At 60.5% G+C, this 25890-nt stretch carries 17 protein-coding genes and 2 tRNA genes; 4 read left to right on the forward strand and 15 right to left on the reverse strand.

Translation table 11 applies throughout. From position 1 onward, the window contains the following. Positions 1–64 precede the first annotated feature (64 nt). The 3 genes from PCO31010_RS12110 to PCO31010_RS12120 all read right to left on the reverse strand — a co-directional run bounded on the left by PCO31010_RS12110 (position 65) and on the right by PCO31010_RS12120 (position 9224). Positions 65–7714: a type I polyketide synthase gene (locus tag PCO31010_RS12110; RefSeq protein ID WP_150664478.1), complete on the reverse strand. Its 7650-nt coding sequence runs from the start codon at positions 7712–7714 to the stop codon at positions 65–67. Positions 7715–8009: 295 nt separating this feature from the next. Beyond that, positions 8010–8663, reverse strand: a complete 654-nt coding sequence (locus tag PCO31010_RS12115) for a glutathione S-transferase family protein (RefSeq protein WP_150664479.1) — start codon at positions 8661–8663, stop codon at positions 8010–8012. Positions 8664–8774: 111 nt separating this feature from the next. Further along, the gene (locus tag PCO31010_RS12120) at positions 8775–9224 is read right to left on the reverse strand and encodes a hypothetical protein (RefSeq protein ID WP_217426157.1); all 450 of its coding nucleotides are present in this window, start codon (positions 9222–9224) and stop codon (positions 8775–8777) included. Positions 9225–9395: 171 nt separating this feature from the next. Here PCO31010_RS12120 and PCO31010_RS12125 point away from each other — a divergent pair, with 171 nt between their 5' ends. Further along, the gene (locus tag PCO31010_RS12125) at positions 9396–10181 is read left to right on the forward strand and encodes a helix-turn-helix domain-containing protein (protein WP_150664480.1); all 786 of its coding nucleotides are present in this window, start codon (positions 9396–9398) and stop codon (positions 10179–10181) included. Positions 10182–10283: 102 nt separating this feature from the next. Here the strand turns inward: PCO31010_RS12125 and PCO31010_RS12130 are convergent. The 3 genes from PCO31010_RS12130 to pgsA all read right to left on the reverse strand — a co-directional run bounded on the left by PCO31010_RS12130 (position 10284) and on the right by pgsA (position 11331). Then, positions 10284–10357: transfer RNA gene (locus tag PCO31010_RS12130), tRNA-Cys, on the reverse strand. A gap of 116 nt (positions 10358–10473) precedes the next feature. Continuing rightward, positions 10474–10549 (reverse strand) — tRNA-Gly (locus PCO31010_RS12135). Positions 10550–10737: 188 nt separating this feature from the next. After that, positions 10738–11331, reverse strand: coding sequence for a CDP-diacylglycerol--glycerol-3-phosphate 3-phosphatidyltransferase (gene pgsA, locus PCO31010_RS12140; protein ID WP_150664481.1), 594 nt, complete (start codon positions 11329–11331; stop codon positions 10738–10740). Positions 11332–11503: 172 nt separating this feature from the next. On the opposite strand from pgsA, the gene kch reads away from it, so the two are divergent. Continuing rightward, a complete protein-coding gene (gene kch / locus PCO31010_RS12145) occupies positions 11504–12754 on the forward strand; it encodes a voltage-gated potassium channel protein (RefSeq protein WP_246184568.1) in 1251 nt (416 codons plus the stop codon). Positions 12755–12861: 107 nt separating this feature from the next. Here kch and uvrC read toward each other — a convergent pair whose 3' ends face one another. Continuing rightward, a complete protein-coding gene (gene uvrC, locus PCO31010_RS12150) occupies positions 12862–15003 on the reverse strand; it encodes an excinuclease ABC subunit UvrC (protein ID WP_150664603.1) in 2142 nt (713 codons plus the stop codon). 395 nt (positions 15004–15398) lie between these two features. Here uvrC and earP point away from each other — a divergent pair, with 395 nt between their 5' ends. Beyond that, entirely contained in the window at positions 15399–16625 is a 1227-nt protein-coding gene (gene earP / locus PCO31010_RS12155; protein WP_425495017.1) for an elongation factor P maturation arginine rhamnosyltransferase EarP, read from the forward strand. 138 nt (positions 16626–16763) lie between these two features. Beyond that, positions 16764–17321, forward strand: a complete 558-nt coding sequence (efp, locus tag PCO31010_RS12160; protein ID WP_150664483.1) for an elongation factor P — start codon at positions 16764–16766, stop codon at positions 17319–17321. A gap of 125 nt (positions 17322–17446) precedes the next feature. Here efp and nagZ read toward each other — a convergent pair whose 3' ends face one another. The 8 genes from nagZ to lepA form a co-directional block, all read right to left on the reverse strand. Next, positions 17447–18481, reverse strand: a complete 1035-nt coding sequence (gene nagZ / locus PCO31010_RS12165; RefSeq protein WP_150664484.1) for a beta-N-acetylhexosaminidase — start codon at positions 18479–18481, stop codon at positions 17447–17449. Next, entirely contained in the window at positions 18478–18954 is a 477-nt protein-coding gene (acpS, locus tag PCO31010_RS12170; protein ID WP_150664604.1) for a holo-ACP synthase, read from the reverse strand. The genes nagZ and acpS overlap by 4 nt, the downstream gene beginning before the upstream one ends. A gap of 102 nt (positions 18955–19056) precedes the next feature. Then, complete coding sequence (gene pdxJ, locus PCO31010_RS12175) at positions 19057–19818, reverse strand: pyridoxine 5'-phosphate synthase (protein ID WP_150664485.1); 762 nt, start codon at positions 19816–19818, stop codon at positions 19057–19059. Next, positions 19815–20819, reverse strand: a complete 1005-nt coding sequence (gene recO / locus PCO31010_RS12180; RefSeq protein ID WP_246184569.1) for a DNA repair protein RecO — start codon at positions 20817–20819, stop codon at positions 19815–19817. The genes pdxJ and recO overlap by 4 nt, the downstream gene beginning before the upstream one ends. After that, positions 20806–21699, reverse strand: a complete 894-nt coding sequence (era, locus tag PCO31010_RS12185; RefSeq protein ID WP_039401209.1) for a GTPase Era — start codon at positions 21697–21699, stop codon at positions 20806–20808. The genes recO and era overlap by 14 nt, the downstream gene beginning before the upstream one ends. 57 nt (positions 21700–21756) lie before the next feature. Next, positions 21757–22794: a ribonuclease III gene (gene rnc / locus PCO31010_RS12190; protein WP_150664486.1), complete on the reverse strand. Its 1038-nt coding sequence runs from the start codon at positions 22792–22794 to the stop codon at positions 21757–21759. A gap of 276 nt (positions 22795–23070) precedes the next feature. Continuing rightward, on the reverse strand, positions 23071–23985 hold the full coding sequence (gene lepB, locus PCO31010_RS12195) for a signal peptidase I (RefSeq protein ID WP_150664487.1): 915 nt from the start codon (positions 23983–23985) through the stop codon (positions 23071–23073). Between the two features lie 18 nt (positions 23986–24003). Beyond that, positions 24004–25809: a translation elongation factor 4 gene (gene lepA / locus PCO31010_RS12200; protein WP_039401215.1), complete on the reverse strand. Its 1806-nt coding sequence runs from the start codon at positions 25807–25809 to the stop codon at positions 24004–24006. Positions 25810–25890 lie beyond the last annotated feature (81 nt).

Genomic DNA, 25890 nt, shown 5'->3' on the forward strand with positions numbered 1-25890 from the left:
AGCATCGAAATCGCGCGAGATCGTCTCCTGAAGACCACTGCCACATGACCGGATCGGTAGACGATCAAGCGAGGGGGTGAGCATCCGTCTTCGGCAAACAGGATTCGTTTCGAAACGAGCTGCATGCTGCCTTAAGCGCGTCGAACAGCACACGCGGCAATGGCTGTGCGCAGATCGCGATTCCGGCAGGTGTACGATGTGTCCAAACGTACCGAGCAGAACCCGCTGCCAACTTGATTCGCTCGTCACCATCGCCAAGACGATAGTGCTCGAAGCGCAGTTCGAGCCCGTCGGCGTGCAACGCCTGAAGCGCCATGACAACTTCGATCCTGTCGAACGGCATGGCTTCACGCAAATGGTCCACGGAAGCCGAACAGCAATGGAACCCCTCTCTGGCAGCAGAAGGATGTGGCATTTCGGACGAGATCGACCGGAAATACTGCTCAGCGATGAGATCCTGCCAACGGTAGTAGTGGGCGAAGTACACGTTCCCGACCAAATTTCCGCTGCTGAGTGACGTCTCAAAGATCTTCCGGCAGAGTATCGACTCCAACGCGGGGGCCAAGCATGCCACATACGAGGCCGCCGTACTCCATTCAAACGAGGGATGCGGCGTATCGATGGACGGATGTGATTCCAGCCAATCGCGCAAACCGGCAAGACGCGGCGCAAGCCAGTCACCATAGAACGCGGGCAGGTTCACCGGCTCTATCACGCCATGGCTCACTATTGTCGTCGATGACGTCGTCATCTTTGCGCGGGCGATCAACGTGCTGTTCCCCGCCGCGTCGATCCGGTGCCACTCGAGATTTTGATCAAGTGTCGAATCACCGCGGCCATATTGGCGGGTAAACCAAAATCGGCCCTCTACGAGATCAGTGGTATCCGGTCGTGCAATCGACTCGACGCTGGAATGATTGGTGGCCATGCCGAACACACCGGTATCGAACTTGTCCAGAATCTGCCGCCCGAAATCAACGGCATGCTCCTCTCTAAGCCGTCCCATCCATTCGGCGATCGTTCCCGAGCTTAATGTGAGCACAGGTGGCCATGTATCCTTGAATGCCGCGCGGAACCGAGTTTTCGTAATGAAGGTGGGCTGCTGAGACTCAGAATGCTCCGGCCCCGAACTTTGCGCAGATGTTGCACAGGACAAGGCGACACCAGGCACCCGACCGGCAGGCTCGCTCTGCACGCCACCACGATTCACGACAAATGCGAACATTTTCTTCGGATGCCGCGTCAACTCGCAGGGCAAAGTGAGGACGTTCACCCCTCGCGCCCCGCCCGCGCCTTCGCCGCGCAACATGACGGCATCGCCGGACCGTTGCGTCAGCGCGAGTTGGATATCTGTTTTCCCCAAGGACTTGACGGCAGCTTCCATCGCACACCACAAACGTGTGCCGGCCTCGTCCAGGGTGTCGCCGTCGCGGCGTAAACCTGGCATCAATCCGAACGAAACGTCTCCTAGAATTCGACGCCACATGGACTCATCTCGACACGTTATCTCTTCGACGTCACACCCTTGAATCCATGCTCCGCACACACACAAGCAATGTGATGTGTCATGCGCAAGCGATACACCGAAGCGCTCTCCAATCGCTCCAGTTAGATAGGGCCTGCCATTGTCGTCCCATGAAACGGTGGTGTCTTCGGCGGAAAAATTCACTTGCCTGGCGGTCAGCGCCGCCTCGATCACGGCAGCCAGTTGAGGACGTTCCTCCGCATGGCGTTTCGAGCGTTGCGCCCCCTGCAATTCAGGTGTGTAACGCAGCAGGACTTGTGGCGATTCACACGTGAGTGCCTCGGAAGCGACACGCAAAGCACGATGGAGAATCCCGCTGTCGCGGCAACTGGGGTCGACCCAGTCCAGAGGCGTCGGATTTCGCTCGTCGCCAGATATTCGTTGAATTCGATAGCCGGTGATTTTCTCGACAACACGGCCGTCCGCCGACACTGCCACGACGTTCGATACCACGGAATCGTCCGTACGCGATGTCACGTCGTTTCTGACCAGGTAAGACGTCCGTTCGTCGGAGATCAGGCCGAAGCGCTCAATGCGCTCGATGTGCGCGGGCAAGAAATCCCCCTGAATCACGAGCAGAGAGGTTTGTAGCAAGCCATCGCGGAAATACGGATCGCCAGTGATAAACGACGACGCCCGCTCGGAATCTCGGGTCTCGACGCTGACCCGCGCCCCAGACCAGTCCATCATATGGAGGGCCTTGATGCGCTGAAATTGTGGTCCCTGAAACAACTGTCGGCCGTACAAGTCGCTCGGCGAAAGGTTTGAAATCGTATCCTCAGGCCACGTCATTTCATCCGGTGTCTGCCGGTCGTTCTCGAACACGACTTCGCAAGAAAAGTGACGCGGTCGATACCCAGTCTGTTCGGCCGCGATGACGACATCGACCCGCAGAGGTTCCTCGCTCGATTGCTTCTGTCTCACCAGTGCGCGTATTTCGATGCGGGTGTTGCCCGTCGGACTCGCGATCACCGGCCGCTCAAGCACAACGTTCTCGAATCTGAATCCCGTCCATCCCGCGGATGCCGAAATACCGAGCACAGAGTGTGCGCACGCCGCCATTGCCTCAAGTCCGAAGACCGTAGGAAACAAGAGAGCTCCGTGATACTCATGGTCCTTCAAATAGGCGTCGTGAGCCAGGGAAAGATCCGGGCGGCAGACGATCTCCACTCCCGGCTGATAACGAATTACGCGTTCGACGAAGCGGCCATTCACCACAGGATCAGGTAGCATCGCCTGCCAGGTCTCGAGTCCGGAGAGGCTGCCGGCGACGACGATTCGCTTCGCCGGCGGCAAGCGCAAGATCAGGCCGAGAAAGCTTTCGACTCCGATATTTTTCGGTATGGCGCCGACGCCGGTCTTCGAGAGACGCACGTCGCTTCCCATCCTCGCCCCCATGCCAACATCGGACCAAACACTGAAATCGATGGTGAGCGTCGATACCTCGGGTCGCTGAACGGCAAGATTGTTCAGCACCACGTCCATCGCCTGATTTGCGAATCCGTACCACGCATTCCCGGGCATCCCTGTTACACCGATAACAGAGCCAAGTCCAACCACGAGCTTGAGGGGGTGATCCCCGAGTGCGTGAGCGAGGGAAAGCGCTGACTGCAACTTGGGAGCGACTTCCTGAGTGGCGTCATCGACACTGGCCTGTTCGATACGCCTCGGGACATTGACGCCAGCGCCGTGTATCACAGCCGTCACGGAGCCAAACTGTCCATCGATGCTTCTGACGAGGTCCGCAACGCCTCCGGCGTCGCATAAATCGCAAGCGAAGTAGGCGACGCGGAGATTCTCCTGAACGTATCTGGCCACGGTAGCGCGAACCTCTGCGTTATTCGCCGGGCTCTTTCCGACCAGCACTACGGTCGCATTGGTTTGCCTGGCAAAAGCCAGCGCCAGCTCAGCAGTAATCCCTTTCGCTCCCCCAGTCGCCAGCAGGACGTCTTTGGACGACCATGTCAGCGTCCGATCCGGCAGTGAGGCGATGTCGAGAACGCGAGGCGTCAAAGCGTATGGCTGCCCCGCCTCATCATGAAGCGAGAACCGGTACCTGGACGCGTCCGACGCACTTTCCAAAATGCGTTGCACAACGACTTCATCAGGCACGACAGATGGAAAATCCAGAATGTGGACGCTCAGCTCCGGGCGCTCCATACGAAGACTGGACGCGAAAGCCTGAGCGCAGGACGTCTCTGGCGACGGGGATTCGCCGCCGTGCGACGGCAATCCGAACAACTGACCCAGCTCGAATTGCACGAAAGTGACGCGTTCGCATCTCATTCGCGTCAGAAAATCGACTGAACTATGCAGCGGCTCGACAATCGACTTGATGTAATCGCGCCTCGGGGCGGGAGCGCTTCGCGCGCGGCGAGGTAGTACGATCACGGCGTGCTCGACTCGTTCGACGCTAACGCTCAACCCGTCAAATACCTTCACGCCCACCGACGCCAACGCCTCCATGAGGGTCGGGCGCATCGTACCGACCGGATCGATCGCCATAACGCGCGAGCGCACACCGTCCCCTCTCTCCGAGACTTCGGGCGCAGTTGCCGGAACACAGATCATTTCATAAGCGCGCACCCACTTGGGTGATTCGGTGTCGTTCGCCTGGGTTGGCGTAACGGTTTGCACAGGGAGGTCGGGCGCGGTAGAGGGATCAACAACGCGCTCGGCCAACCCGGATACGTGTGCGGCAATTTCTTGCAGCGTCGCGTTGGCGAGCCTGACAAGTTCGCCGCCCCCTTCGACCCCGGTAACGCGCATGATGCCAGCGAGCAATGCCGCAGCTTTGATGGAATCGAGATTGAGATCGTCCAGCAAGCGAGCATCCGGGGTCAGGCGCGACTTGTCGAATCCTGTGACCCGAGAAACCTCGTCGAGCAACACGCTCATTACCGAGCGTTCCTCAGCGGGAGCCCTCGCACATCCTTTGACACTCGTCATCGCGTCAGCGATCTCGCCAAGCCGCTTCGCAGAAAGTGCGACCGCGTCGAGTGTTCCCGGAGCAATACCCACGGCTTCGCTTGCACGTGAGATAAGATTAGCCGTCTTGATCGAATCCATATTCAGGTCGTCGAGCGGGCGAGACTCGCGGACAATGGCCGCCTCGGCAAAACCTGTAATCTGTGCAGACAAGCGTCGAAGGACCGGCCATGCGGAAACGTCAGCGGCAGGCGTCAGCGATTCAGAATCGAATGCGACATCTTTAGCTGACGTTTTTTCGGCTTCGCGAGCTGTATCGGAAGTTGCAATCTCGGGCGGCGAAACGATCTGATCACCGGGCACGCATGACGGCAACGTCTCCCCGGCCAAGCACTCGCAAGGATTCGCGATGAACACGCGACTGCGCGCAGGAATAAACGGCCGGATAACTCGCTCTGCGTGCAACTCCCGCCAGACGATGGGAGAACCCAGTACGTGCAGGTTGGCAAGCGCCCAGTTGATGTCGCGCCAAGTTTCCGACTTGCTCTCCACCGGAAAGCATGGCAAGTCCCTTGTGCCAGTAACGTTACGCGACAAATTCGTGAGAACGTTTCCCGGTCCGACTTCAAGCACGACGTCGACATGCCTTGCCAGTGAGTTCAGCGTTTGCACAAAGTCGACGGGACTGACGATTTGGCGAGCAAAATGCTCTTTCAGCTCAACTTGCGGCGATAGTTCCAGACCATCGATACTCGAAATCAACACGCAGGTCAGCGCGTCGCAGTCGCGAGCGATCGGTGCGCACTTGCCTACGGCATCGGCGGCGTGTTCGACAAGTTTCGAGTGAAATGCGTGACTGACGGGCAATCGAACTGCGGCTGTACCGACCGAGATGGCAGCCTTTTCAATGACGTCAATGGCAGCAATCTCCCCCGACACAACCATCTGGCGCTCACTGTTGATGTTGGCCAATACGGCATAACCGGACGTTTTTGCCTCGCCGATGAGGCGTTGAGCCTGAAGGCGGGTACATGCGAGGCTAAGCATCGCTCCTGCGGCACCGGTACCTGCCGCCATCTCGCGCCCTCGCACAGCGGCCAATTCGACGGCGGTCTGCATGCCGTACGCCCCTGCCGCATGGAATGCGACCAGCTCTCCGAGGCTGTGCCCCGCGACGCAGTTGGGCCGAATTCCCAATCGCGTCAGCATTTGCAGCCAGATCAGAGACGCCAGCACAATAGATGGTTGCGCCCATTCGGTGCGTTGCAGCGTGTTCATGAGCGACTCGCGTTCCGCCTGATGGGGAAACCGGTCCAGCTCCGGGTGCATTGTCTTCAGAATGCTTGGCGCGCCATACCTGGCCGCCCATTGTTCGGCTTGCTCCGCGCTCCGGCGCGCCCAACGATAGCGCTCCATCAGCGCGCCTGCCATGCCCAGTCGTTGGGCACCCTGCCCCGGGAACAACAAGCCGACCCGAGGCGATTCGGTCACGCGCCCGAACGTGAACTCGTGCTCGCGATCCGAGACAGGACTTACAGAATTGGCATCGATGAGTGCCGTATCGAGCCGCGCCAGTCTTTCGGACAATTGCTCCGGCGACGCCGAGACGATTGCAGCACGCCATGGGGCTGATAGATCGACATTTCGCGCGCAGTGCGCGGCCAGATCGGAAAGTTCGGCCAGACTGATTCCTTCGACATCACGTCGAAGGTTCGCCACGCGGTGTCTAAGTTCCGTGGAAGACGATGCCGTCAAAGGGAAGACTTCGCTGTCCTGCCAACTCGCCATCGCACTGCGATTCTCCAGGTCGCTACGCAGATGCGAGGCCGGCGGGGAAACGTAGGATCTAAGCGTAACGTGCACGTTGACGCCGCCAAATCCCATCGCCGAGACACCGGCCCGTAACACATCTGCTTCGCAAAATGCCCGGCCGCGTATCGCTGGGAACAAAGCACGTGCACTGCTGGAAAACGCCTGATGCGGCTCATCGCACCCTGCCGTCGGGGGCAAGACACGTTGATTGACTGCGATCACGCTCTTGATGAATGCACCAATCCCCGCAGCTGCTTTGGTATGACCTACGATGGACTTGAGTGACGTAATGCCACAAACGTGTGCGTCGTCCGACGAGGAAAGCGTCATGCCGAGGGCATTCAATTCAGCCCTATCGCCTACGGCAGTGCCGGTGCCGTGCCCCTCTACAAAATCAAGCGCTTCCGGTGAAACACGGGCTAAGCGATAGGCGTGCGCCTGCGACAGGTGCTGACCCCGTGCGCTCGGTGCAATGATCCCCCCTCGACCATCGGACGACATCCCCCAACCGTCGAGCACTGCATAGATCTTGTCATGACTCTCAATCGCGTCACTCAGGCGTTTCAATCCGACGAAGCCGCTCCCTTCTCCTGGAATAAACCCGTTGCCGCGATCGTCATAGACGCGCATTTGTGTCGGTGTGAGCGCACCTGCCTTTGCGAAGCCGACCAGTTCGAATGGGTCGAGACTGATGTCGACACCACCTGCGATCACAAAATCGCACTGCCCTGCGATCAGACAGGTCGCCGCTGCGTGAATTGCCAATAGGGAGGACGAGCAGGCACCGTCTATCGTATAGCAGCCCCCATTGAGGTCCAGGTAGTTGGCTATACGTCCGGCAATGGTGTTGGAAAGCCCTCCGGCCAGGGAGTCTTCGTTGGCTTCCGGAAATGAACGCTTGTAAATCTCTTTGAGACGATTTTCGAACGAGATGGTCGTGTCGGCGTTCCAACCGGAAGATGCCAACGCCTTTCGCACGCAAGACAACACGTACGGCCAACGCAAGCGCAGGTCGTAGGCACGCGTCGTCTCGCCTGTCAGGGTATTGCCTACGATCACCCGGGTAGATTCCCGGGGTAATCGCTCGCCGCCCACATAGCCAGCATCCTCAAGCATGCTGATCGCGGTATCGAGCGCCAACCAGTGCGCAATGTCAGTGGACTCGAATGTACTTTTAGGAATGCGGCGCGCCTGCCAATCGAATGCATATCCGTCGATTACGGCTGCCTGCCAGGCGTAGGTTTGATCCTCTGCCCTTCGGTCCGATGAAAAGTAGCCTTGCTTCGAAAGCCGACACGCCGGAATCGGCCTGAACTGCTGTCGCTTGGCAAGAATGTTTTCCCAGAACTCTTTAACCCCTTGCGCGCCGGGATACCGACATCCGATTCCGACAACGGCGACTTGATCACTCGCTCGCTTCGACTGATTTAATTGGGCTCCGTGGTTCAAAATAAGTACTCCTTATCAATTTACGAGATTTCCGTACTCCTGTTGATCGTTTAGTTATGGACGTATGCTGCCTGCCGAAACAATATTAGGTGACGCCGACGAAGGCAGCGCCGTGCATTTTCCCGAATGAGCTTGGTTCGCCCGCCCCCCCGCCTCCGCATACGGCTAACGAGGATGAAGGAAGCGGGATGGACAGGACGCGGTGCAGAAAAAGAAAAAGCCCTGACAAGTCAGGGCTTTGAATTTCTGGAAATCGAGGCTGGAATGGATGCAAACAGCTACACGATCCGATGCTTCACACGAAGGGCGCGGCGAGCCCTTCCGTCTTCAACATACGTTGAACTGCAGGTCGTGCAAGCATCCGCTGCAAATACTGACCGAGCAGCGCCCGCTCGCGTGCCGGTTGCGTGAAGCCTCTTGTCCAACGACAGAGCATGAACGCGTACGGATCGAGGATCGAGTATTCGTCGCCCAGCAACCAAGGGCCGCCGCTCGACTGAAGCTGTTGCTCCAACTGTTCAAGCAAAGCGCCGATCTTCGATTCGGCATGCGCCCGCACCTGATCAACGCCCGCCACGTTGCCGACGTCCACCCAACGCTCCGGGTAGAAATAGACAATCAATGTCGACTGAAGCGTATTCGTCAGCCACATGAGCCACTTGTAAAACTCGGCCCGTTCCGGCGTTGCCAGCTTGGGTGCCAAATCGCTTTCAGGCGATGTATCTGCCAGATGCAGGCAGATAGCGGCTGTCTCGTACAACACCATGTCGCCATCGGCCAGCACCGGAATCAATCCGTTGGGATTCAGGCGCAGATATTCGGCTGACTTGTGTTCATTGTGCTTACGATCTACCAGCACAAGTTCGAATGGCTGGCCGATTTCCTCCAGAACGATATGAGGGGCCATGCTGGCGTTACTGGGGTAGTAGAACAGTTTCTTCGCGGTCATGTCTGTCGTCGATTTCTGAAGTCTGGATCAATTCTGACGATAGTAACGCCGACTACCCCCGCCGTTATCGAATATCAGTGAACTCTTGCCGTCGCGGGGGCACCCCACCCATCAGACCGACACCAGCCGACGGCGGCGAAGTCCTATGAACGTCAGTTCGGCGAACACCAGCACAGTGACGATCTGCACACAGATGAAGGCCACGCCTAGACCGTTGGGCGCGATCCAGTCCGATGCCAGCAACAAGGCACAATCGAGTGCCCAGATCACGTTGATGCCGATGACCGCCCACGCGGCTCCAGCGGGTAACGCGGTGCGTCGCACCATCCAGACGAGCGCAGCCCCGTAGACAAGCAGGACAAGGCCCGTGATGCGCAGCCCGACGGCCGGCAGATCCAGCAGCTCTGCCAGTGACGTTGCGGCGAGTACCTGCAAGAGTCCGACGGCACCGCTCACCAGCGCGTCAGTGAGCATGACGCGAGCAAGCATCGAAGCGCGGGAGGAGGAATGAAGCGAATGGCGGCTAGAAGCCTCAAGCGAGGACTGACGGGATGACATCATGATGACCTCCATTGGAGTGGGTCCGATCCCGACAACGCGCGCATGGCAGCGTTGCTCAGGATGACGAGACATCGTGTCCCGCTGGCTATAATCTTCCCGATTGCGCGACGCACCGTCGATTACCTGCGAGGTAATGGCTGCTCGTCCTCTAACCGCGCCACACTCCGCATCATGACGACACCTGCTATCGGAACCCTGTTGCGCGACTGGCGTCAGCGTCGACGCATGAGCCAGCTCGATCTCGCGCTGGAAGCCGAGATTTCCACCCGCCATTTGAGCTTTGTGGAGACCGGCCGCGCGCAACCCAGCCGCGAGATGCTCCTGCATCTCGCGCAAGCGCTCGACATTCCACTGCGTGAGCGCAATGCCCTGCTAGTCGCGGCGGGCTTCGCGCCCCGCTTCGAGGCTCGTGCGTTCGACGGCCCCGACATGACCGTCGCCAGAGAAGCCGTCCAGCGCGTGCTCGATGGTCACGAGCCGTATCCGGCACTGGCCGTCGACCGACATTGGACGCTGCTCGCGGCAAATCGCGCGGTGATGCCACTGCTCGCGGGCGTCGATCCTTCGTTGCTGAGCGGTGCTGTGAATGTGCTGCGTCTATCGTTGCACCCAGACGGTCTCGCGCCGCGTATCGCCAATCTGCCGGAATGGCGTGCGCATCTGCTGCATCGCCTGCGTCAACAGATTCACGCGAGCGGCGATACGACGCTGAGCGAGTTGTACGAGGAGCTGAAGGCGTATCCCGTGGCAGAGCGCGGGCCAACACCGGCGGTACCGCCCACGGCGAACATTTTCGTGCCTATGCAATTGCACGCAAACGAGGGTCTGCTGTCGTTCTTCAGCACGACCACGGTATTCGGCACCCCGGTGGATGTGACGCTCGCCGAGATGGCGCTCGAAGCGTTCTACCCGGCCGATGAGGCGACCGGCCGGATTATGCGTGCGATGGTGTTGTGAAGCCGGGCTGCGCTCAGCCTTATTGCGCAGCGAGGATGCTTACAGACGAGAAAACCGACGCAGAAAAAGAAAAAGCCCTGACAAGTCAGGGCTTTTGAATTTTGGAGGCGGGAGACGGAATCGAACCGACGTAAACGGCTTTGCAGGCCGCTGCATAACCATTTTGCTATCCCGCCATCGAGACATGCTGCCGCATTGTAACCACTCGCTGTTGCCATCGAGGGCGCCCGTCGGATCGATCGCCGTGGGCTTTTCGGCAAATAAAAAGGGAAGTCAGGCTTCCCTCTGGATTTGGAGCGGGAGACGAGTCTCGAACTCGCGACCTCAACCTTGGCAAGGTTGCGCTCTACCAACTGAGCTACTCCCGCATTGTCATGCGTACTACCAATCCATCGACTTCTAAAAACTTCGCTGCCGGGCTAACGCCGTAGCAGCGAGAAGGAGATTATGTCTAAACGACGATTCAGTGTCAAGCACCTGCACTGAAAATTTGTGAAGTTTTTTCTCCTCCACCGCACAGATCCCGCGCACTTCCCGCATATTCAGAGACTTACGCTCACATCTGTGTGCCGCCACGCTCACGAATCTGCGGCCACGCGCGGCGCAGATAATACAGCATCGACCACAACGTGAGAACCGCCGCCACGTAAATCAGCCACGTGCCCCAGAATCGCGAGTCGAAACGCAATCCATTCCACGCCACCGTGCCGTTGAACAGCAACAACGGAATCGCCACCATCTGCGCCGCCGTCTTGATCTTGCCCAGCTGATGCACCGCCACGCTGCGCGACGCGCCAATCTGCGCCATCCACTCCCGCAGCGCCGAAATCGTGATTTCCCGCCCGATGATGATGAGCGCCACCAGCGCGTTGATTCGTCCCATTTGTAACAGCATCAGTAGCGCCGCCGCCACCATCAGCTTGTCGGCCACCGGGTCCAGAAACGCTCCGAACGCCGACGTCTGGTTCCAGCGGCGTGCCAGAAACCCGTCAAACCAGTCGGTTAGCGCCGCCAGCACGAACACCGCGCACGCCACCCAGTTCATCTCGACGGACGACAACCACGTCGTCGGCAAATAGTAGACGCCGACCACCAGCGGGATCAGCACGATCCGGAGCCAGGTCAGGAATATGGGGACATTGAAAGGCATGGCAGCATGAGTTCGGCAAACGTCGACACACGGCGCACTCGGCAGCCGTACCAGACCCGCATTGTGCCGTGTCTGCCCCGTAGCGACAAGGCCGCGGCACCGCACACCTGTTGACATGTGCGCCAGTGTGACCCTATCTTGCTCGCAACATCCCGCCAATAGCGCCGATCTCGTGAAACTGCACTCGCCCCTGCCCGCCCTGCGTAGTGCCCTGCACCGGCCACCTCTCGGGTCGCTCATTCCCCGGCACGTGCTGATCGCAGGACTCGTCGGCATCGACGGCCTGCTGCTCGTTGCCTCCGTATTGCTGCGCGTGCCCGGTTCGCTGCTCATCGACCTCTTCGTGCGCGGCGACCTCTCCGCCCTCGAACATATCGAAGCCACGCACCTGCCCCGGCTACTGTTCGGGTTGAACGCCATCGAGCGCATCGACTTCTCGCATCTGCCCCGCGCGCTCGTCGGCACGGCGCTCGTCGCACTGTCCTGCGGACTCGTGATTCGCGCGCGCACCGCGTGGGCTTTCACGCTGGTCATGCTCGCGCTTGCCGCCGCTATCAATTTCCACCTCAACATCCGCTTCGACTTGACGTTCGTTCTCTCGCTCGTCTGCTTCGGACTGTTGCTCTGGTACTGGCGCGAATTCGACCGGGCCAGCTTCGCCGCCGCCACGCTCTACACGCTGGTGGCCGTGTTCGCCCTGGTGATCTACGCGACGTTCGGCACGATGTATCTGGGGCGCGAGTTCAAGCCGAATGTCAGCGATCTCGCCACGGCGTTCTACTTCGCCATCGTCACGATGACGACGGTCGGCTACGGCGATATCGTGCCGGTATCGACCGACGCGCGCCTGTTCACCGCGTCGGTCATCATCTTCGGGATCAGCGTGTTCGCGACGTCGCTCTCCGTCGTCATCGGCCCGCTCGTCGGGGGTAACCTCAAGAAAATTCTCGCCGGGAGATTCACGCACGTGATACGAAAGAACCACTTCATCGTGGCCGGTGCCTCGCCGCTGGCCGTCAACGTCCACCATGAACTCACCAAGCGCGGCTGGCCGGTGACGGTCATCATCGCGAGCGGTGCGGACAACCCCTACCCGGAAGAAGCGGACGTCATGCACGGCGACGCCAGCGACAACACCGTGCTGACCCATGCGGGCATCGAGCACGCCAAAGCCGTGCTCGCACTGCGGGCGGACGATTCCGAAAATGCGTTCATCGTGCTCGCCTCGAAAGAGATCGCGCCGACCGTGCGCACCATCGCCTCAGTGAACGACAGCAAGCACCTGAGCAAACTCAAGCGCGTGCAGCCGGACATGATTTTTGCACCGCCAGTCGTCGGCGGCGAGTTGCTCGCCCGCACGCTCTCCGGTGAAACCGTCGATAACGACACCGTGATGCGATTGCTGTTTCATGGTGATACGTGACGAGGGGGTGACGAGGGGGTGACGAAGGGGTGACGAAGGGGTGACGAAGGGGTGACGAGGACCGCCGGGGGAGGTAGCGGCCCGGCGTCCCTGGTGAACTGACCGAACTAGTGAAGCTGGCGATAGATCTGCTCGGCGAGCGTTGTCGAGATGCCCTCGACACTTGCCAATTCATCGACGCTCGCGGACACCACACCTTGTAAGCCGCCGAAGCGCATCAGCAACCGCTGACGGCGCTTCGCACCAATGCCTTCGATCTCCTCCAGCCGCGACGTCTGACGCGCCTTCGCACGCTTCGCCCGCATGCCTGTGATCGCGAAACGGTGCGCCTCGTCGCGGATCTGCGCGATCAGCATCAGCACCGCGCTTTCACGACCGAGTTCGAGTGGTGCACGTCCGTCCGCGAAGACCAGCGTCTCGAGACCCACCTTGCGTCCCTCGCCCTTCGCCACGCCGACCAGACGGCCAATATCGATCCCTAACTCGACGAACACCTGACGCGCCACTTCCACCTGCCCCTTGCCGCCGTCGATCAGCACCAGTTGCGGGAGATTGGCTTCGACGTCGGCGATATCGGAGGTAGTCGATGCACTCGATTCGATGGCGTCACCTGCTGCCACGACGGAGGTGTCGGCCTCGGCACGTGCGACGTCGGCGGCCACAGACGACGGATCCGCTGCGTCGCTTACCGTCGCAGCGGCAGCCTCCATCAAACGGCCGTACCGGCGCGTGAGCACCTGACGCATGGCCGCATAATCGTCGCCCGGCGTAATACCCGTGATGTTGTAGCGCCGATACTCGCTCGTCTGCATCTTGTGATGATGGAACACCACGCACGACGCCTGGGTGGCTTCACCCTGCGTATGGCTGATGTCGAAGCACTCCACGCGCAGCAACGCGGGATCGTCGATGTCGAGTCCGATGGTCTGGATCAGCTCGCTGGTGCGCGCCTGCTGGCTGCCCTGCTCCGTCAGCAAACGCGTGAGCGCAAGTTGTGCGCCTTGCAACGCCATGTCGAGCCACGCGCGTCGCTGGCCCTGCGGTTGGCGCACCATCGCGATACGGCGGCCCGCTTGCTCCGAGAGCGCGGTGAGCAACTCGTCGTTCGGCAACGCATGGCTCACCACCAGCACCGGCGGCACCGACTGGCCGAGATAGTGCTGCGCGACGAACGCTTCGAGCAGACGCGACTCGAGCGACGCTGACGGTGCTTGCTCGACTTGCGTGGACGGATCGTTGTCGCCCACGTCCGGCTTGGCCACAGCATCGTCCGAATCATCGGACGGCAACTCGGCCAGCACTTCGTCTTCCTCGAATTCGTCGGCAATCCCGCCTTCGACACCCCGCTCGACGTGCGCCGGGAAATACGCCTTGTCGCCCAGATGACGTCCGCCGCGCACCATCGCAAGGTTCACGCAAGCTCGACCGCCAGCGTAGGCCACGGCAAGAATATCGGCGTCGACATCGCCCGCCGTTTCGACGGACTGTTGCTGCAACACGCCGGAGAGCGCCTGCATCTGATTGCGCACGACCGCAGCCTGCTCGAACTTGAGCGCTTCGGCGTAGGCCATCATCTTGTCTTCGAGCGCGCCGAGCACTTCCTTTTGACGTCCGGAGAGGAACGCGGCGGCGTTGTTCACGTCGCGTGCATAGTCCTCGTCGTCAATCGCGCCCACGCACGGCGCGCTGCATCGCTCGATCTGATTGAGCAGACACGGACGCGTGCGATTCGAAAAGACGGAGTCTTCGCAAGTGCGCAACTGGAAGACCTTTTGCAGAATTTGGATGCTCTCGCGCACCGCCCATGCACTCGGGAACGGTCCGAAATACTGACCACGACGATCCACCGAGCCACGGTAATACGCCATGCGCGGGTACTTGTGTTGCGTGAGCTTGAGGAACGGATACGACTTGTCGTCCCGAAACAGGATGTTGTAGCGCGGATGCAGCGCCTTGATCAGATTGTTTTCAAGGAGCAGCGCTTCCGTCTCGGAGCGCGTGACCGTTGTTTCCAGCTTCGCAATGCGCGCGACCATCAACGCAATACGCGGCGACAACTGCGTCTTGTTGAAGTAACTCGATACGCGCTTCTTCAGATTGCGCGCTTTACCCACGTAAAGAACGTTGCCCGCCACATCGTAGTAGCGGTAGACGCCAGGCAGGTTCGGCAACTGCGAGAGTGCTTTGCGCGCATCGAACAACGGCGCGTCGTTGACGTCGCCCGGATCGCTGGCGTCGTCCGCAGGCATCTGGGGCCCGTCGTTGCCGTTGCGGCGCTCGCGCTTTGGCGTTCCGGGTTTGGCGACTTTGCCAGCTTTGCCGGATTTGCCGGATTTGGCCGACTTGTCTGGCTTGGCGGACGGTGAAGCTGTTGTCTCGGCCGACGCCTCCCCAGACACGTCATCCTGTGCTGACGGAACCGACGGCTGCGCGACGTCCCCGGCCGCGGCCGATGGCGTGGGCTCGGCAGGGTCAGTGGCTTTGGCTTTGCGGGACTTACGCGGTGGCGTGACGTCGTGGGCGTCTTCGGTCATGAACTCTGGCGATCTGAGCGTCCCTTGTGTGCCTCGATAGATACAAGGAGGGACTAAAATCAGAAGTTTAGACCAATCCGCGTCACGGCTTCTCAATGCCCCTGTCTACTATGTCCTCGTCCGCCACCACGATCTCAAGCCACCTTCCGTTGGTGCCGCGCTGCGACCTTTTCTGCACTGTCGTCGACAACTTCGGCGACATCGGCGTGTGCTGGCGACTCGCGCGCCAACTCGTGCGCGAACACGGATGGTCGGTGCGGCTCTGGGTCGACGATCTCACGAGCTTCCGCTATCTGCGCCCGGACATCGATCCGACGCAGGCACAGCAGCGCTGCGATGGCGTCGACGTGCGGCGCTGGGACGCCGACTTCGGCCCGATCACGGACGACAACTCGCCCGGCGACATCGTGATCGAGGGGTTCGCCTGCCATATTCCAGACGCCTATCTCCACGCGATGCACGCCCGGAAACAGGCAGGCAACGCGCCTGTGTGGGTCAATCTGGAGTATCTGAGCGCCGAGTCCTGGGTCGATGAATTCCATCTGCAGAAGTCGCTCCATCCGCAGTTGGGCCTCGTCAAAACGATTTTCATGCCCGGCTTCACCGAACGCTCCGGCGGGTTGATCCGCGAACGCGAACTGTTTTCCCGGCGCGACGCATTCCTCGCGTCTTCCGACCTGCGCGACGCCTGGTGGCAACGCACGCTCGGCCTGTCTACGGCACCGCAAGAGGCGCTGATCGTGTCGCTGTTCGCGTATGAGAACGACGCGTTGCCAGCGTTGCTCACGCAATGGTCGGAAAGCGAAACGCCCATTGTCTGCCTCGTCCCTCAAGGTCGAATCGCCCCGGCTGTCGGCGAGTGGCTCGGACGCGAGGCGCTCGCCCCGCGCGAATCGGCGACACGTGGCGCCCTGACCGCCTACGGTCTGCCGTTCGTCCCGCAGCAGGAGTTCGATAACCTGCTTTGGGCGTGCGATTTGAATTTCGTGCGGGGGGAAGACTCATTCGTACGGGCGCAATGGACGGCGAAACCGTTCGTCTGGCATATCTATCCGCAAGCGGAAAATGCCCATCATGGGAAGCTCGATGCGTTTCTGGAACGGTATCTGGCGGACCTGCCTACCGACGACGCCGCTTTGGGACACCCCCAACGCGAAGCGCTGCGTACCTTCTGGCACCTCTGGAACGGTTACGCCAGCACCGCGCCGGACTGGTCGGCACTGGCAGCGGCATTGCCCGCCCTGACGCGCCATGCGCAGGCATGGGCAAACGCTCAGGCCCAGCTTCCGGACCTCGCGCGACAGTTGGCAAGCTTCGCGCAAAATCAGGTAAAATAGCTGGTTTTTCAACGCTTTGCTGCTGAACCTGCTGCTCCGAGTCGCCCTTGGCGGACACGGGAATCAAGCGGCGAATCGGCGTATGGAAGCGCTCAACAAGCGGCAAATCGCTTATTTCGTCACAGGATCTCGTTTTTTATGAAAATCGCTCAAGAACTCCGCGTCGGTAACGTCTTCATCCTGGAGGGTGAGCCGAACGTTGTGCTCCGCACCGAATTCGTCAAGTCGGGCCGTAACTCCAGCATGGTCAAGCTGAAGTGGAAGAAGCTGCTCAAGGAAGGCCGCGGCGAGTGGACCTACAAGGCTGACGAAAAGTTCGAGACCGTCAACCTCGACAAGAAGGACGTGACGTACTCGTACTTCGCCGACCCGATGTACGTGTTCATGGACGCCGACTACAACCAGTACGAAGTCGAAGCCGAGAACATGGACAACGCCATCAAGTACCTCGAACCCGACATGCCGTGCGAAGTCGTGTTCTACAACGAGAAGGCTATCTCGGTCGAACTGCCGACGACGCTCGTGCGCGTGATCGAGTACACGGAACCGGCTGTGAAGGGTGATACCTCGTCGGGCAAGGTTCTGAAGAACGCCAAGATCAACGACCTGCTGGAAGTTCAGGTTCCGCTGTTCGTGAACACTGGCGACAAGATCGAAATCGACACGCGTGACGACTCGTACAAGAGCCGCGCCTAAGCGATGGCTTGCGACCGCAGCGCTCTCGGGCGATGCGGTTCGTCAGGTAACAAAAAAGCGCTCGTCCCTTCGGGGTCGAGCGCTTTTTGTTTGGGGCGACCGGTTTGCACCGGCCTTCCGCAACCTTAGCCGCCGAACGTCTCCGCGATCAGACGCTTCGCCGCCTGATACTCCGGCTGCGCCAGCAGCTTCTCCCAGCCGTGCACCTTGCCACGTCCCAGAAGGTGCTTGATGCGGCGCTGCGAGACGGTGTCGGCCACCGGCTTCATCTCGCGCAGCAGACGATCTGCCTTCTCCGGACTATTGCAGATGAGCACCATGTCGCAGCCAGCGTCCAGCGCCGCGTGAGCGGCCGTCACGACGTCGCCCGCCGCACTCGCGCCCTGCATCGACAGGTCGTCGCTGAAGATCACGCCGTCAAAACCGTATTGGCCGCGCAGAATCTCCTTGAGCCACTTGGCCGAGAAGCCTGCCGGGTTCGGGTCGACCTGCGGATAGATCACGTGTGCTGGCATAACCGCCGCGAGCGACATGCCGAGCCAGTCGTACGGTTGCGCATCGACGGACAGAATCTCGTCGAGCGAGCGCTCGTCCACGGGAATCTCGTGATGTGAGTCGGCCGCCACAAAACCATGCCCCGGGAAGTGCTTGCCGCAGTTCGCCATCCCTGCGAGCAACAGCCCGTGGTTGAGGCTCTTGGCGAGCATCGCCACCACGCGCGGATCCGCGTCGAACGCGCGGTCGCCGATCACGGCAGACGTTCCATAGTCCAGATCCAGCACCGGCGTGAAGCTCAGGTCGATGTCGCACGCGCGTAGTTCCGACGCAAGCACGTAGCCTACGGCCGTCGTGACGCGCGTTGCCTTGAACACGTCCTCATGCCAGAGCTTACCCAGCTTGCCCATCGCGGGCAGGTGCGTGAAGCCGTCGGTGCGAAAGCGTTGCACACGTCCGCCTTCATGATCGACGGCAATCAGAATGTCGTCGCGCACGTCGCGAATTTGCTTCGTGAGCGAGCACAGTTGCGCGCGATCGTCGAAGTTGCGCGCGAACAGAATGACACCCCCGGTCAACGGGTGATCGATGCGACGGATGTCGTCTTCGCTGAGGGTCAGCCCGACAACGTCCAGCACCACCGGGCCCGGCCTGCGCTTCGTCATTGCGATTTCTCCGATGCAATATTGCCAATGTTGCCTAAATTACGTGACGCGATCGCAAAGGCGACCGCGTATTCCTTTTCGTCTGTGATCGAAATCTCGATCGACAATTGCCGCTCAGCGAGCCACTGCACCAACTCGCCCGACGCGATCACTACCGGCTTACCTGAGGGCGCGTTCAGCGTCTGCACGGCACGCCACGTCATCGGCCAGCGCATCCCGAGACCGATGGCCTTCGAGACGGCTTCCTTAGCGGCGAACCGTGTGCACAGATAAGCCAGCCCGCGCACCTCGGAGCGCTTCTGACGAGCGTAATAAACCTTGAGTTCCTCCGGCCCGAGCACGCGCTCTGCGAATCGGCCTTTCGTGCGCGCCATCACGCCCACGACGCGACTGATTTGCAGGATGTCGGTGCCCACGCCGTAGATCGTCGTCGGCCCCTGCGGCGGCACGCCGGAGGCTGCCGTCGGGCTCATCGCGGAAGATGGGGAAGACGGTGAGGACGGGGGATTCGCTTCGCTCATGAGAAGAATCGTGTCACAGCTTAATGCGGCGATAACCGGACGGGACGCCGCCGCTCAGCCGCGCGCCGCGATGCGGCTGGCGACCATGATGGCCTTCATCTCGCGAACCGCGTTCTCCCAGCCAGCGAAGAGGGCGTGAGCGACGATGGCGTGTCCGATGTTCAGCTCGGAAATGCCCTCGATGGCCGCGATGGGCTGCACGTTCTCATAGTGCAAGCCATGACCGGCATTGACGCGCAGTCCCAGCGACACACCGAGCGCCACCGCACGTTCGATGCGGGCGAACTCGGCCTCAAGTGTGGCTTCGTCATGCGCTTCGGCGTAACGCCCCGTGTGCAGCTCGACGACCGGCGCGCCCATGCGGGCAGCAGCGCGAATCGGTGCCTCGTCCGGGTCGATGAACAGCGACACGCGGCTGCCCGCTTCGCCAAGCTGTTGCGTCGCTGCGGCGATACGGTCGTACAACCCGACGACGTCCAGCCCACCTTCAGTGGTCAGTTCCTGACGACTCTCCGGCACGAGACAGACATCGTGCGGCTTCACGCGGCAGGCAATCGCCAGCATCTCTTCCGTCACCGCACACTCGAGGTTCATGCGCGTGATCAGCTTGTCGCGCAGATTCGTGACGTCGTCGTCGCGAATATGGCGACGGTCCTCACGCAAGTGCAGCGTAATCACATCGGCGCCCGCCTCTTCGGCCAGCAGGGCTGCCCTGATCGGATCCGGATATTTCGTGCCGCGCGCGTTGCGCACCGTGGCGACGTGATCGATGTTGACCCCGAGGTCGATGGCATTGCCTTGGAAGAAGAGGCTCATAGTTTTTGCAGGTCGAGCAGGATCTGCCGGGTATTGAGCGGCACGCCGCCCAAATGGTGGTTAAGAAGAAAGCGCATGAGCAACTTGCTTTGTTGCACGGTCTGCGCCCGCGAGTAATCGTCTTGCTCCATGTCGAGCAGCGTCTGCCCGGCAACGACCGGCCAGTCCGACGGTTCGTCGCCGCGCGCCGGGCGCACGCCCCAGTCGGGGTGAAACACATAGCGGCGATCCGGTACGACCTTGCCACGCGTTTGCGTGCAACGGTCGAACGCCACGGCATATCCCGTCTCGCGCAACAACACGCGCTCGAACGCACGCAGGATCACGCCCGCAGGTTCGCCGTGCGCGAGATGATGCAGCGTCGTCAGATAGTGCTGGAACAGCTTGTCGTGCGGATCGTCTCGCGCGCAAAACTTCACCAGCAATTCGTTCAGATAAAAGCCCGAAAGCAGCGCGTCGCCCTCCAGGGGACGCAAGCCGCCGACCCACTCAGCCTTCGTCAACGTGCGCAACTCGCCTTTGCCGAGCCAAGCGAGCGAGAGCGGTTGAAACGTCTGAAGCACGCCGCGCAGTGCGGAATGCGGACGCTTCGCCCCCTTGGCGACGAGCGCAATACGCCCGTGGTCGCGCGTAAGTACATCGATGATCAGACTGGTTTCGCGGTAGGGATAGCTGTGAAGCACAAAGCCGGGTTGTTCCGTCACCCGGCTTTGTTCGCGCTCGGCCACCCGGGCGGGGGACGGCGCGCGTCGCGTGCGCTTGGCTTCGCGCTTGACGGTGTCGCTGTTAGCCTGCGCTTGCTGGAAGGCTTCGGAGGCATCGTCGTCCACGGCACGCGGGCGCGTGCTCTTCGGACGCGTGGGCCGCGCCCCCACCGCCTCCGAGGCGGCTCGCGGGGATCGCGCCGATCGCGTGGCTTGCGACGTACCGGTCGCCGTCGTTACGGCATCCGGCGCGTCGACATCGTCACGTGACGTCGTATCCAGCTCACTCGTAGCCATATGCCCGCAGGCCGGCTTCGTTGTCGGCCCAGCCACCCTTCACCTTGATCCACACTTCCAGATACACGGGCCCGTCGAAAAGCTTCGCCATATCGAGGCGTGCATCGGTGGAGATCTGCTTGAGCTTCGCGCCCTTGTTGCCGATGATCATCGCCTTGTGGTTGTCGCGATCGACCAGAATCGTCGCAAAAATGCGGCGCAGATTCCCTTCGACTTCGAACTTGTCGATGATGACCGTGCTCGTGTACGGCAATTCGTCGCCCGTCCAGCGGAACACCTTTTCGCGCAGGATTTCGGCCGCCATGAAACGCTCGCTGCGATCGGTCAGATCGTCCTCGCCGTAAATCGGGTCGCCTTCGAGCAGGTACGGACGCAACACGCCGAGCAAACGCTTGATGTCGTCCTCACGCTTCGCCGACATCGGCACGATCTCGCGGAAATCACGCACTTCACCCAGCTTGCGCAGGAACGGCAGCATCTCGGCTTTATCGTTGATACGGTCCAGCTTGTTGACGATCAGCAGCACCGGCGTGTTTTCCGGCAGGAGCTTGAGCACCTTCTCGTCGTCCGGGCCGAAATTACCTGCTTCGATCACGAACATGACCACGTCGACGCTCGACAGCGTGGACGTCACGGCACGATTGAGCGAGCGGTTGAGTGCGGTCGCATGACGTGTCTGAAAGCCCGGGGTGTCGACGAAGATGTACTGCGCGTCTTCCGTGGTGTTGATGCCGGTGATGCGATGTCGCGTGGTCTGCGCCTTGCGCGACGTGATGCTGATCTTCTGACCGACGAGGGCGTTGAGCAGCGTCGACTTGCCGACGTTCGGACGCCCGACGATCGCCACGGTACCGCAGCGAAAATCCGTCTTATCGTTCATGATTGGAAACTCTCTTGAAAGGGGGACAGCAGCGATTGCTCTCCCCCTGAATGGGACTCAGGCAGCTGCCGGAGGTTGCTTGGCGGCGTCGGCCTTGTCGGTCGGCTTTTCGGCGGACTTTTCAGCCGGCTTCTCAGCGGACTTTTCAGCGGACTTCTCGGGCGATGCGGCCGCGTTGCGAGGCGCATTGTGGCTCGACGCGGTCATGGCTGGCGCCGTGCTCGCGCCGGCCGTGGCATCGCGCGCATCCTTCGGCTCGCGCGACTCCTTCACGTCCTTCGATTCAGCCTGCGACGCCAGCGTCAGTTGCCCGGCTTGCCCTACCTGTACGGCCTTCTTCGCTTCCGAGGCCGCCGCCTTGGCAGCACGCTTCTTCGCCGCCTTCGCGCTCTTCTCGGCCTTCGGCTTCGCCAGCGCGGGCATCTTCTGCACTTCCTCCAGCGCTTTCTTGGCCGCTGCCTGCTCGGCCGCGCGACGGCTGGCGCCCGAACCGCCCACCTTGATGTCGAGCTTCGGCACGGTGCACTCGACCTCGAACTGCTGGTTGTGCGCTGCCCCGTGGGTAGCGATCACCGTGTACTGCGGCAGCGCGATCTTGTGGCCTTGCAGGTATTCCTGAAGCAGCGTCTTGGCGTCTTTGCCGAGTGTCTTCGGATCGACATGTTCGAGCACGGGCGTGTACAGACGCTCGATCACCGCATAGGCCCTCTCGAAACCGCCATCGAGGTACATCGCCCCGAACAGCGCTTCGAGAGTATCGGCCAGAATCGAGGGACGACGGAAACCACCGCTCTTGAGCTCGCCTTCGCCCAGGCGAAGAAAATCGGAAACGCCAAGCGTCTGCGCGATCTCGTACAACGATTGTTGCTTCACGAGATTGGCGCGCACACGTGAGAGGTCGCCTTCGTCGAGCTTGCCGTAGCGACGGAACAGAATCGCTGCGACCGAACAGTTCAGAATGGAATCGCCGAGAAACTCCAGCCGCTCATTGTTGGCGGCACTGTGGCTACGGTGCGTCAGTGCTTGGCAAAGCAATTCCGCATCGTGGAAACGATACTGGAGACGTTCTTCCAGTTGATTCAGTGATTGAGACATGGCGCAAGTATAGCGCGACGCTCCCGCCCCGGCGCGGGTCGTCGCCAAGAAACGACGGGCTTTACCGCCGTCTGACGGGCTTTTCGGACTGGCGCGAGATCGGTGGATCGGACAATTCCGAGGTCAGGACCGATCAGTCCCGCCGACGGCCGTCTCCTGTCGCACCTTTTATTTCTAATTTAAAAACAATAATGCGGAAATTGACGAAATAACGCCAATTTCCGCATCAATTCGATCCTAAGCGGGAAAGCCAGACTTCCCCGGGAAGCGGTCGACTTACTGGAAGCCGCCCAGACGCTTCAGGTTCGAGAAGTTCATCCAGATGAAGAACGCCCGGCCCACGATGTTCTGCTCGGGCACAAAGCCCCAGTAGCGGCTGTCCGCACTGTTATCGCGGTTATCGCCCATCATGAAGTAGTTGCCCGGAGGCACCTTGCAGATCACGCCCTGGCTGTTGTACTGGCAGTTCTGTTTGTTCGGGAAGTCGTCGGCGCCCATGATGTACGGCGGCACGTTCGGATCGTTCAGAATCCGGTTCTTCACGCCGCCAACCGTCTCCTCGAACTGCTTGAAATACGCGATGTGCTCGTCGTCGAAGTAATCCGGCAGCGCAGTCTCCGGCACCGGTTCACCGTTGATCGTGAGCTTCTTGTTCTGGTAGGCCACCACGTCGCCCGGCACGCCGATCACACGCTTGATGTAGTCCATCGACTCATCCTTCGGGTAACGGAACACCACAACGTCGCCACGCTTCGGCTCGCCCAAATCGATGATCTTCTTGTTGACCACCGGCAGACGAATACCGTAATCGAACTTGTTCACCAGAATGAAATCGCCGACGAGCAGCGTCGGGATCATCGAACCCGACGGAATCTTGAACGGCTCGACCACGAACGAGCGCAGCACGAAAACCGCCAGAATCACCGGGAAGAAGCTCGCCGAGTACTCCAGCCACCACGGCTGACGCAGCTTGTCGTCACGCAACTTCGCGCGCGCACTTGCCAGCGCATTGCCTTCCTGCGAACCAGAGCCCTGAATACCGGAGCCCTGCAACGCAAGCTGCTGCTGATCGAATTGCGCCACGGCATTCTGTGCTGCCCGGCGGCGCGCCGGTTGAAACACCAACTTGTCGGCCACCCAGGCCACCCCGGTCACCAGCACCAGGATCAAAAGAATCAGGGCGAAATTCATGCGGGACCTGTCGCTACGTTATTTGTCTTCGACTTGCAAAATGGCAAGGAACGCTTCCTGGGGAATTTCAACGCTCCCCACCTGCTTCATGCGCTTCTTACCTTCCTTCTGTTTCTCGAGCAGCTTCTTCTTACGCGAGATGTCGCCACCATAGCACTTCGCCAACACGTTCTTACGCAGTGCCTTGATGTTTTCCCGCGCGATGATGTTCGCACCGATGGCCGCCTGAATCGCCACATCGTACATCTGACGCGGAATGATTTCGCGCATCTTCGACGCGACTTGCGCACCACGACGACGGCTCTCCGAGCGGTGGACGATGATCGACAATGCGTCGACCTTGTCGTTGTTGATCAGCATGTCGACCTTGACCACGTCCGACGCGCGATATTCCTTGAACTCGTAATCCATCGACGCGTAACCGCGCGATACCGACTTCAGACGGTCGAAGAAATCGAGCACGATTTCAGCCATCGGAATTTCATAAATCAGACGCACCTGGCGGCCGTGGTACTGCATGTCGATCTGCACGCCGCGCTTTTGCTGGCACAGCGTGACGACCGAACCGACGTACTCCTGCGGCATGTACAGATTCACGGTGACGATCGGCTCGCGAACTTCCTCGATGCGGCCCGGGTCCGGCATCTTCGCCGGGTTTTCCACCGAGACGACCGTGCCGTCGCGCTCCGTCACCTCATAAATCACGGTCGGCGCCGTGGTGATGAGGTCCATGTCGAATTCGCGTTCCAGACGCTCCTGCACGATTTCCATGTGCAGCAGGCCCAGGAAGCCGCAACGGAAACCGAAGCCCAGTGCCTGGGAAACTTCCGGTTCGTATTGCAGCGAGGCGTCGTTGAGCTTGAGCTTTTCGAGCGAGTCGCGCAGGGCATCGTACTGATTGGCTTCGACCGGATAGAGACCGGCGAACACCTGCGGCTTCACTTCCTTGAAGCCCGGCAGCGGTGCGTCGGCCGGCTTGGTCGTGGTCGTCACGGCGTGAGTGACGGTATCGCCCACCTTCGCCGCGTTCAGTTCCTTGATACCCGAGATGATGAAGCCCACCTGACCGGCAGACAGCGACGCGAGTTGCTTGGACTTCGGCGTGAACACGCCCACCTGTTCCACCAGATAGCTGGAGCCCGTGGCCATCAGGTGAATCTTTTCCTTCGGCTTGAGCGTGCCGTTGACCACGCGCACCAGCATGACCACACCGACGTAACTATCGAACCACGAGTCGATGATCAGGGCTTGCAGCGGCGCGTTGGCGTCGCCCTTGGGCGGCGGCACCTTGGCGATCAGCGCTTCGAGCACGTCTTCCACGCCCAGACCGGTTTTGGCCGAACAGCGCACGGCGTCGGTCGCTTCGATGCCGATAACGTCTTCGATCTCCTGGATCGCGTTTTCCGGCTCGGCCGACGGCAGATCGATCTTGTTGAGCACCGGCACGACTTCCACGCCCAGCTCGATCGCGGTGTAGCAGTTCGCAACGGTCTGCGCTTCCACGCCCTGCGAGGCGTCGACGACGAGCAGCGCGCCTTCGCAAGCGGACAGCGAACGGCTCACTTCGTACGAGAAGTCGACGTGTCCCGGCGTATCGATCAGGTTGAGGTTGTAGACCTTGCCGTCGCGTGCCTTGTATTGCAGCGCGGCGGTCTGTGCCTTGATGGTGATGCCCCGCTCGCGCTCGAGATCCATCGAGTCGAGGACGCGAGATTCCATTTCACGATCGGACAAACCGCCGCTCAGCTGGATGATGCGATCGGCCAGGGTCGATTTCCCGTGGTCGATGTGGGCGATGATCGAAAAATTGCGAATATGGTCCATGAGGCGGGGCTATAGAAAAGTCGGTGCCATCGGATTCGGCTCGGCAGCGACTTTCGAGAGAATCGGCAAACACGACATTTT

Source organism: Pandoraea commovens, from assembly GCF_902459615.1.
Classification (GTDB): Bacteria; Pseudomonadota; Gammaproteobacteria; order Burkholderiales; family Burkholderiaceae; genus Pandoraea; species Pandoraea commovens.

Coding starts and splice junctions, on each gene's coding strand:
- PCO31010_RS12115 (WP_150664479.1), bottom strand. CDS start 8,663: ATGACCGCGAAGAAACTGTTCTACTACCCCAGTAACGCCAGCATGGCC.
- PCO31010_RS12120 (WP_217426157.1), bottom strand. CDS start 9,224: ATGATGTCATCCCGTCAGTCCTCGCTTGAGGCTTCTAGCCGCCATTCG.
- PCO31010_RS12125 (WP_150664480.1), top strand. CDS start 9,396: ATGACGACACCTGCTATCGGAACCCTGTTGCGCGACTGGCGTCAGCGT.
- pgsA (WP_150664481.1), bottom strand. CDS start 11,331: ATGCCTTTCAATGTCCCCATATTCCTGACCTGGCTCCGGATCGTGCTG.
- uvrC (WP_150664603.1), bottom strand. CDS start 15,003: ATGCCTGCGGACGACGCCAGCGATCCGGGCGACGTCAACGACGCGCCG.
- earP (WP_425495017.1), top strand. CDS start 15,399: ATGTCCTCGTCCGCCACCACGATCTCAAGCCACCTTCCGTTGGTGCCG.
- efp (WP_150664483.1), top strand. CDS start 16,764: ATGAAAATCGCTCAAGAACTCCGCGTCGGTAACGTCTTCATCCTGGAG.
- nagZ (WP_150664484.1), bottom strand. CDS start 18,481: ATGACGAAGCGCAGGCCGGGCCCGGTGGTGCTGGACGTTGTCGGGCTG.
- acpS (WP_150664604.1), bottom strand. CDS start 18,954: ATGAGCCCGACGGCAGCCTCCGGCGTGCCGCCGCAGGGGCCGACGACG.
- pdxJ (WP_150664485.1), bottom strand. CDS start 19,818: ATGAGCCTCTTCTTCCAAGGCAATGCCATCGACCTCGGGGTCAACATC.
- recO (WP_246184569.1), bottom strand. CDS start 20,819: ATGGCTACGAGTGAGCTGGATACGACGTCACGTGACGATGTCGACGCG.
- era (WP_039401209.1), bottom strand. CDS start 21,699: ATGAACGATAAGACGGATTTTCGCTGCGGTACCGTGGCGATCGTCGGG.
- rnc (WP_150664486.1), bottom strand. CDS start 22,794: ATGTCTCAATCACTGAATCAACTGGAAGAACGTCTCCAGTATCGTTTC.
- lepB (WP_150664487.1), bottom strand. CDS start 23,985: ATGAATTTCGCCCTGATTCTTTTGATCCTGGTGCTGGTGACCGGGGTG.
- lepA (WP_039401215.1), bottom strand. CDS start 25,809: ATGGACCATATTCGCAATTTTTCGATCATCGCCCACATCGACCACGGG.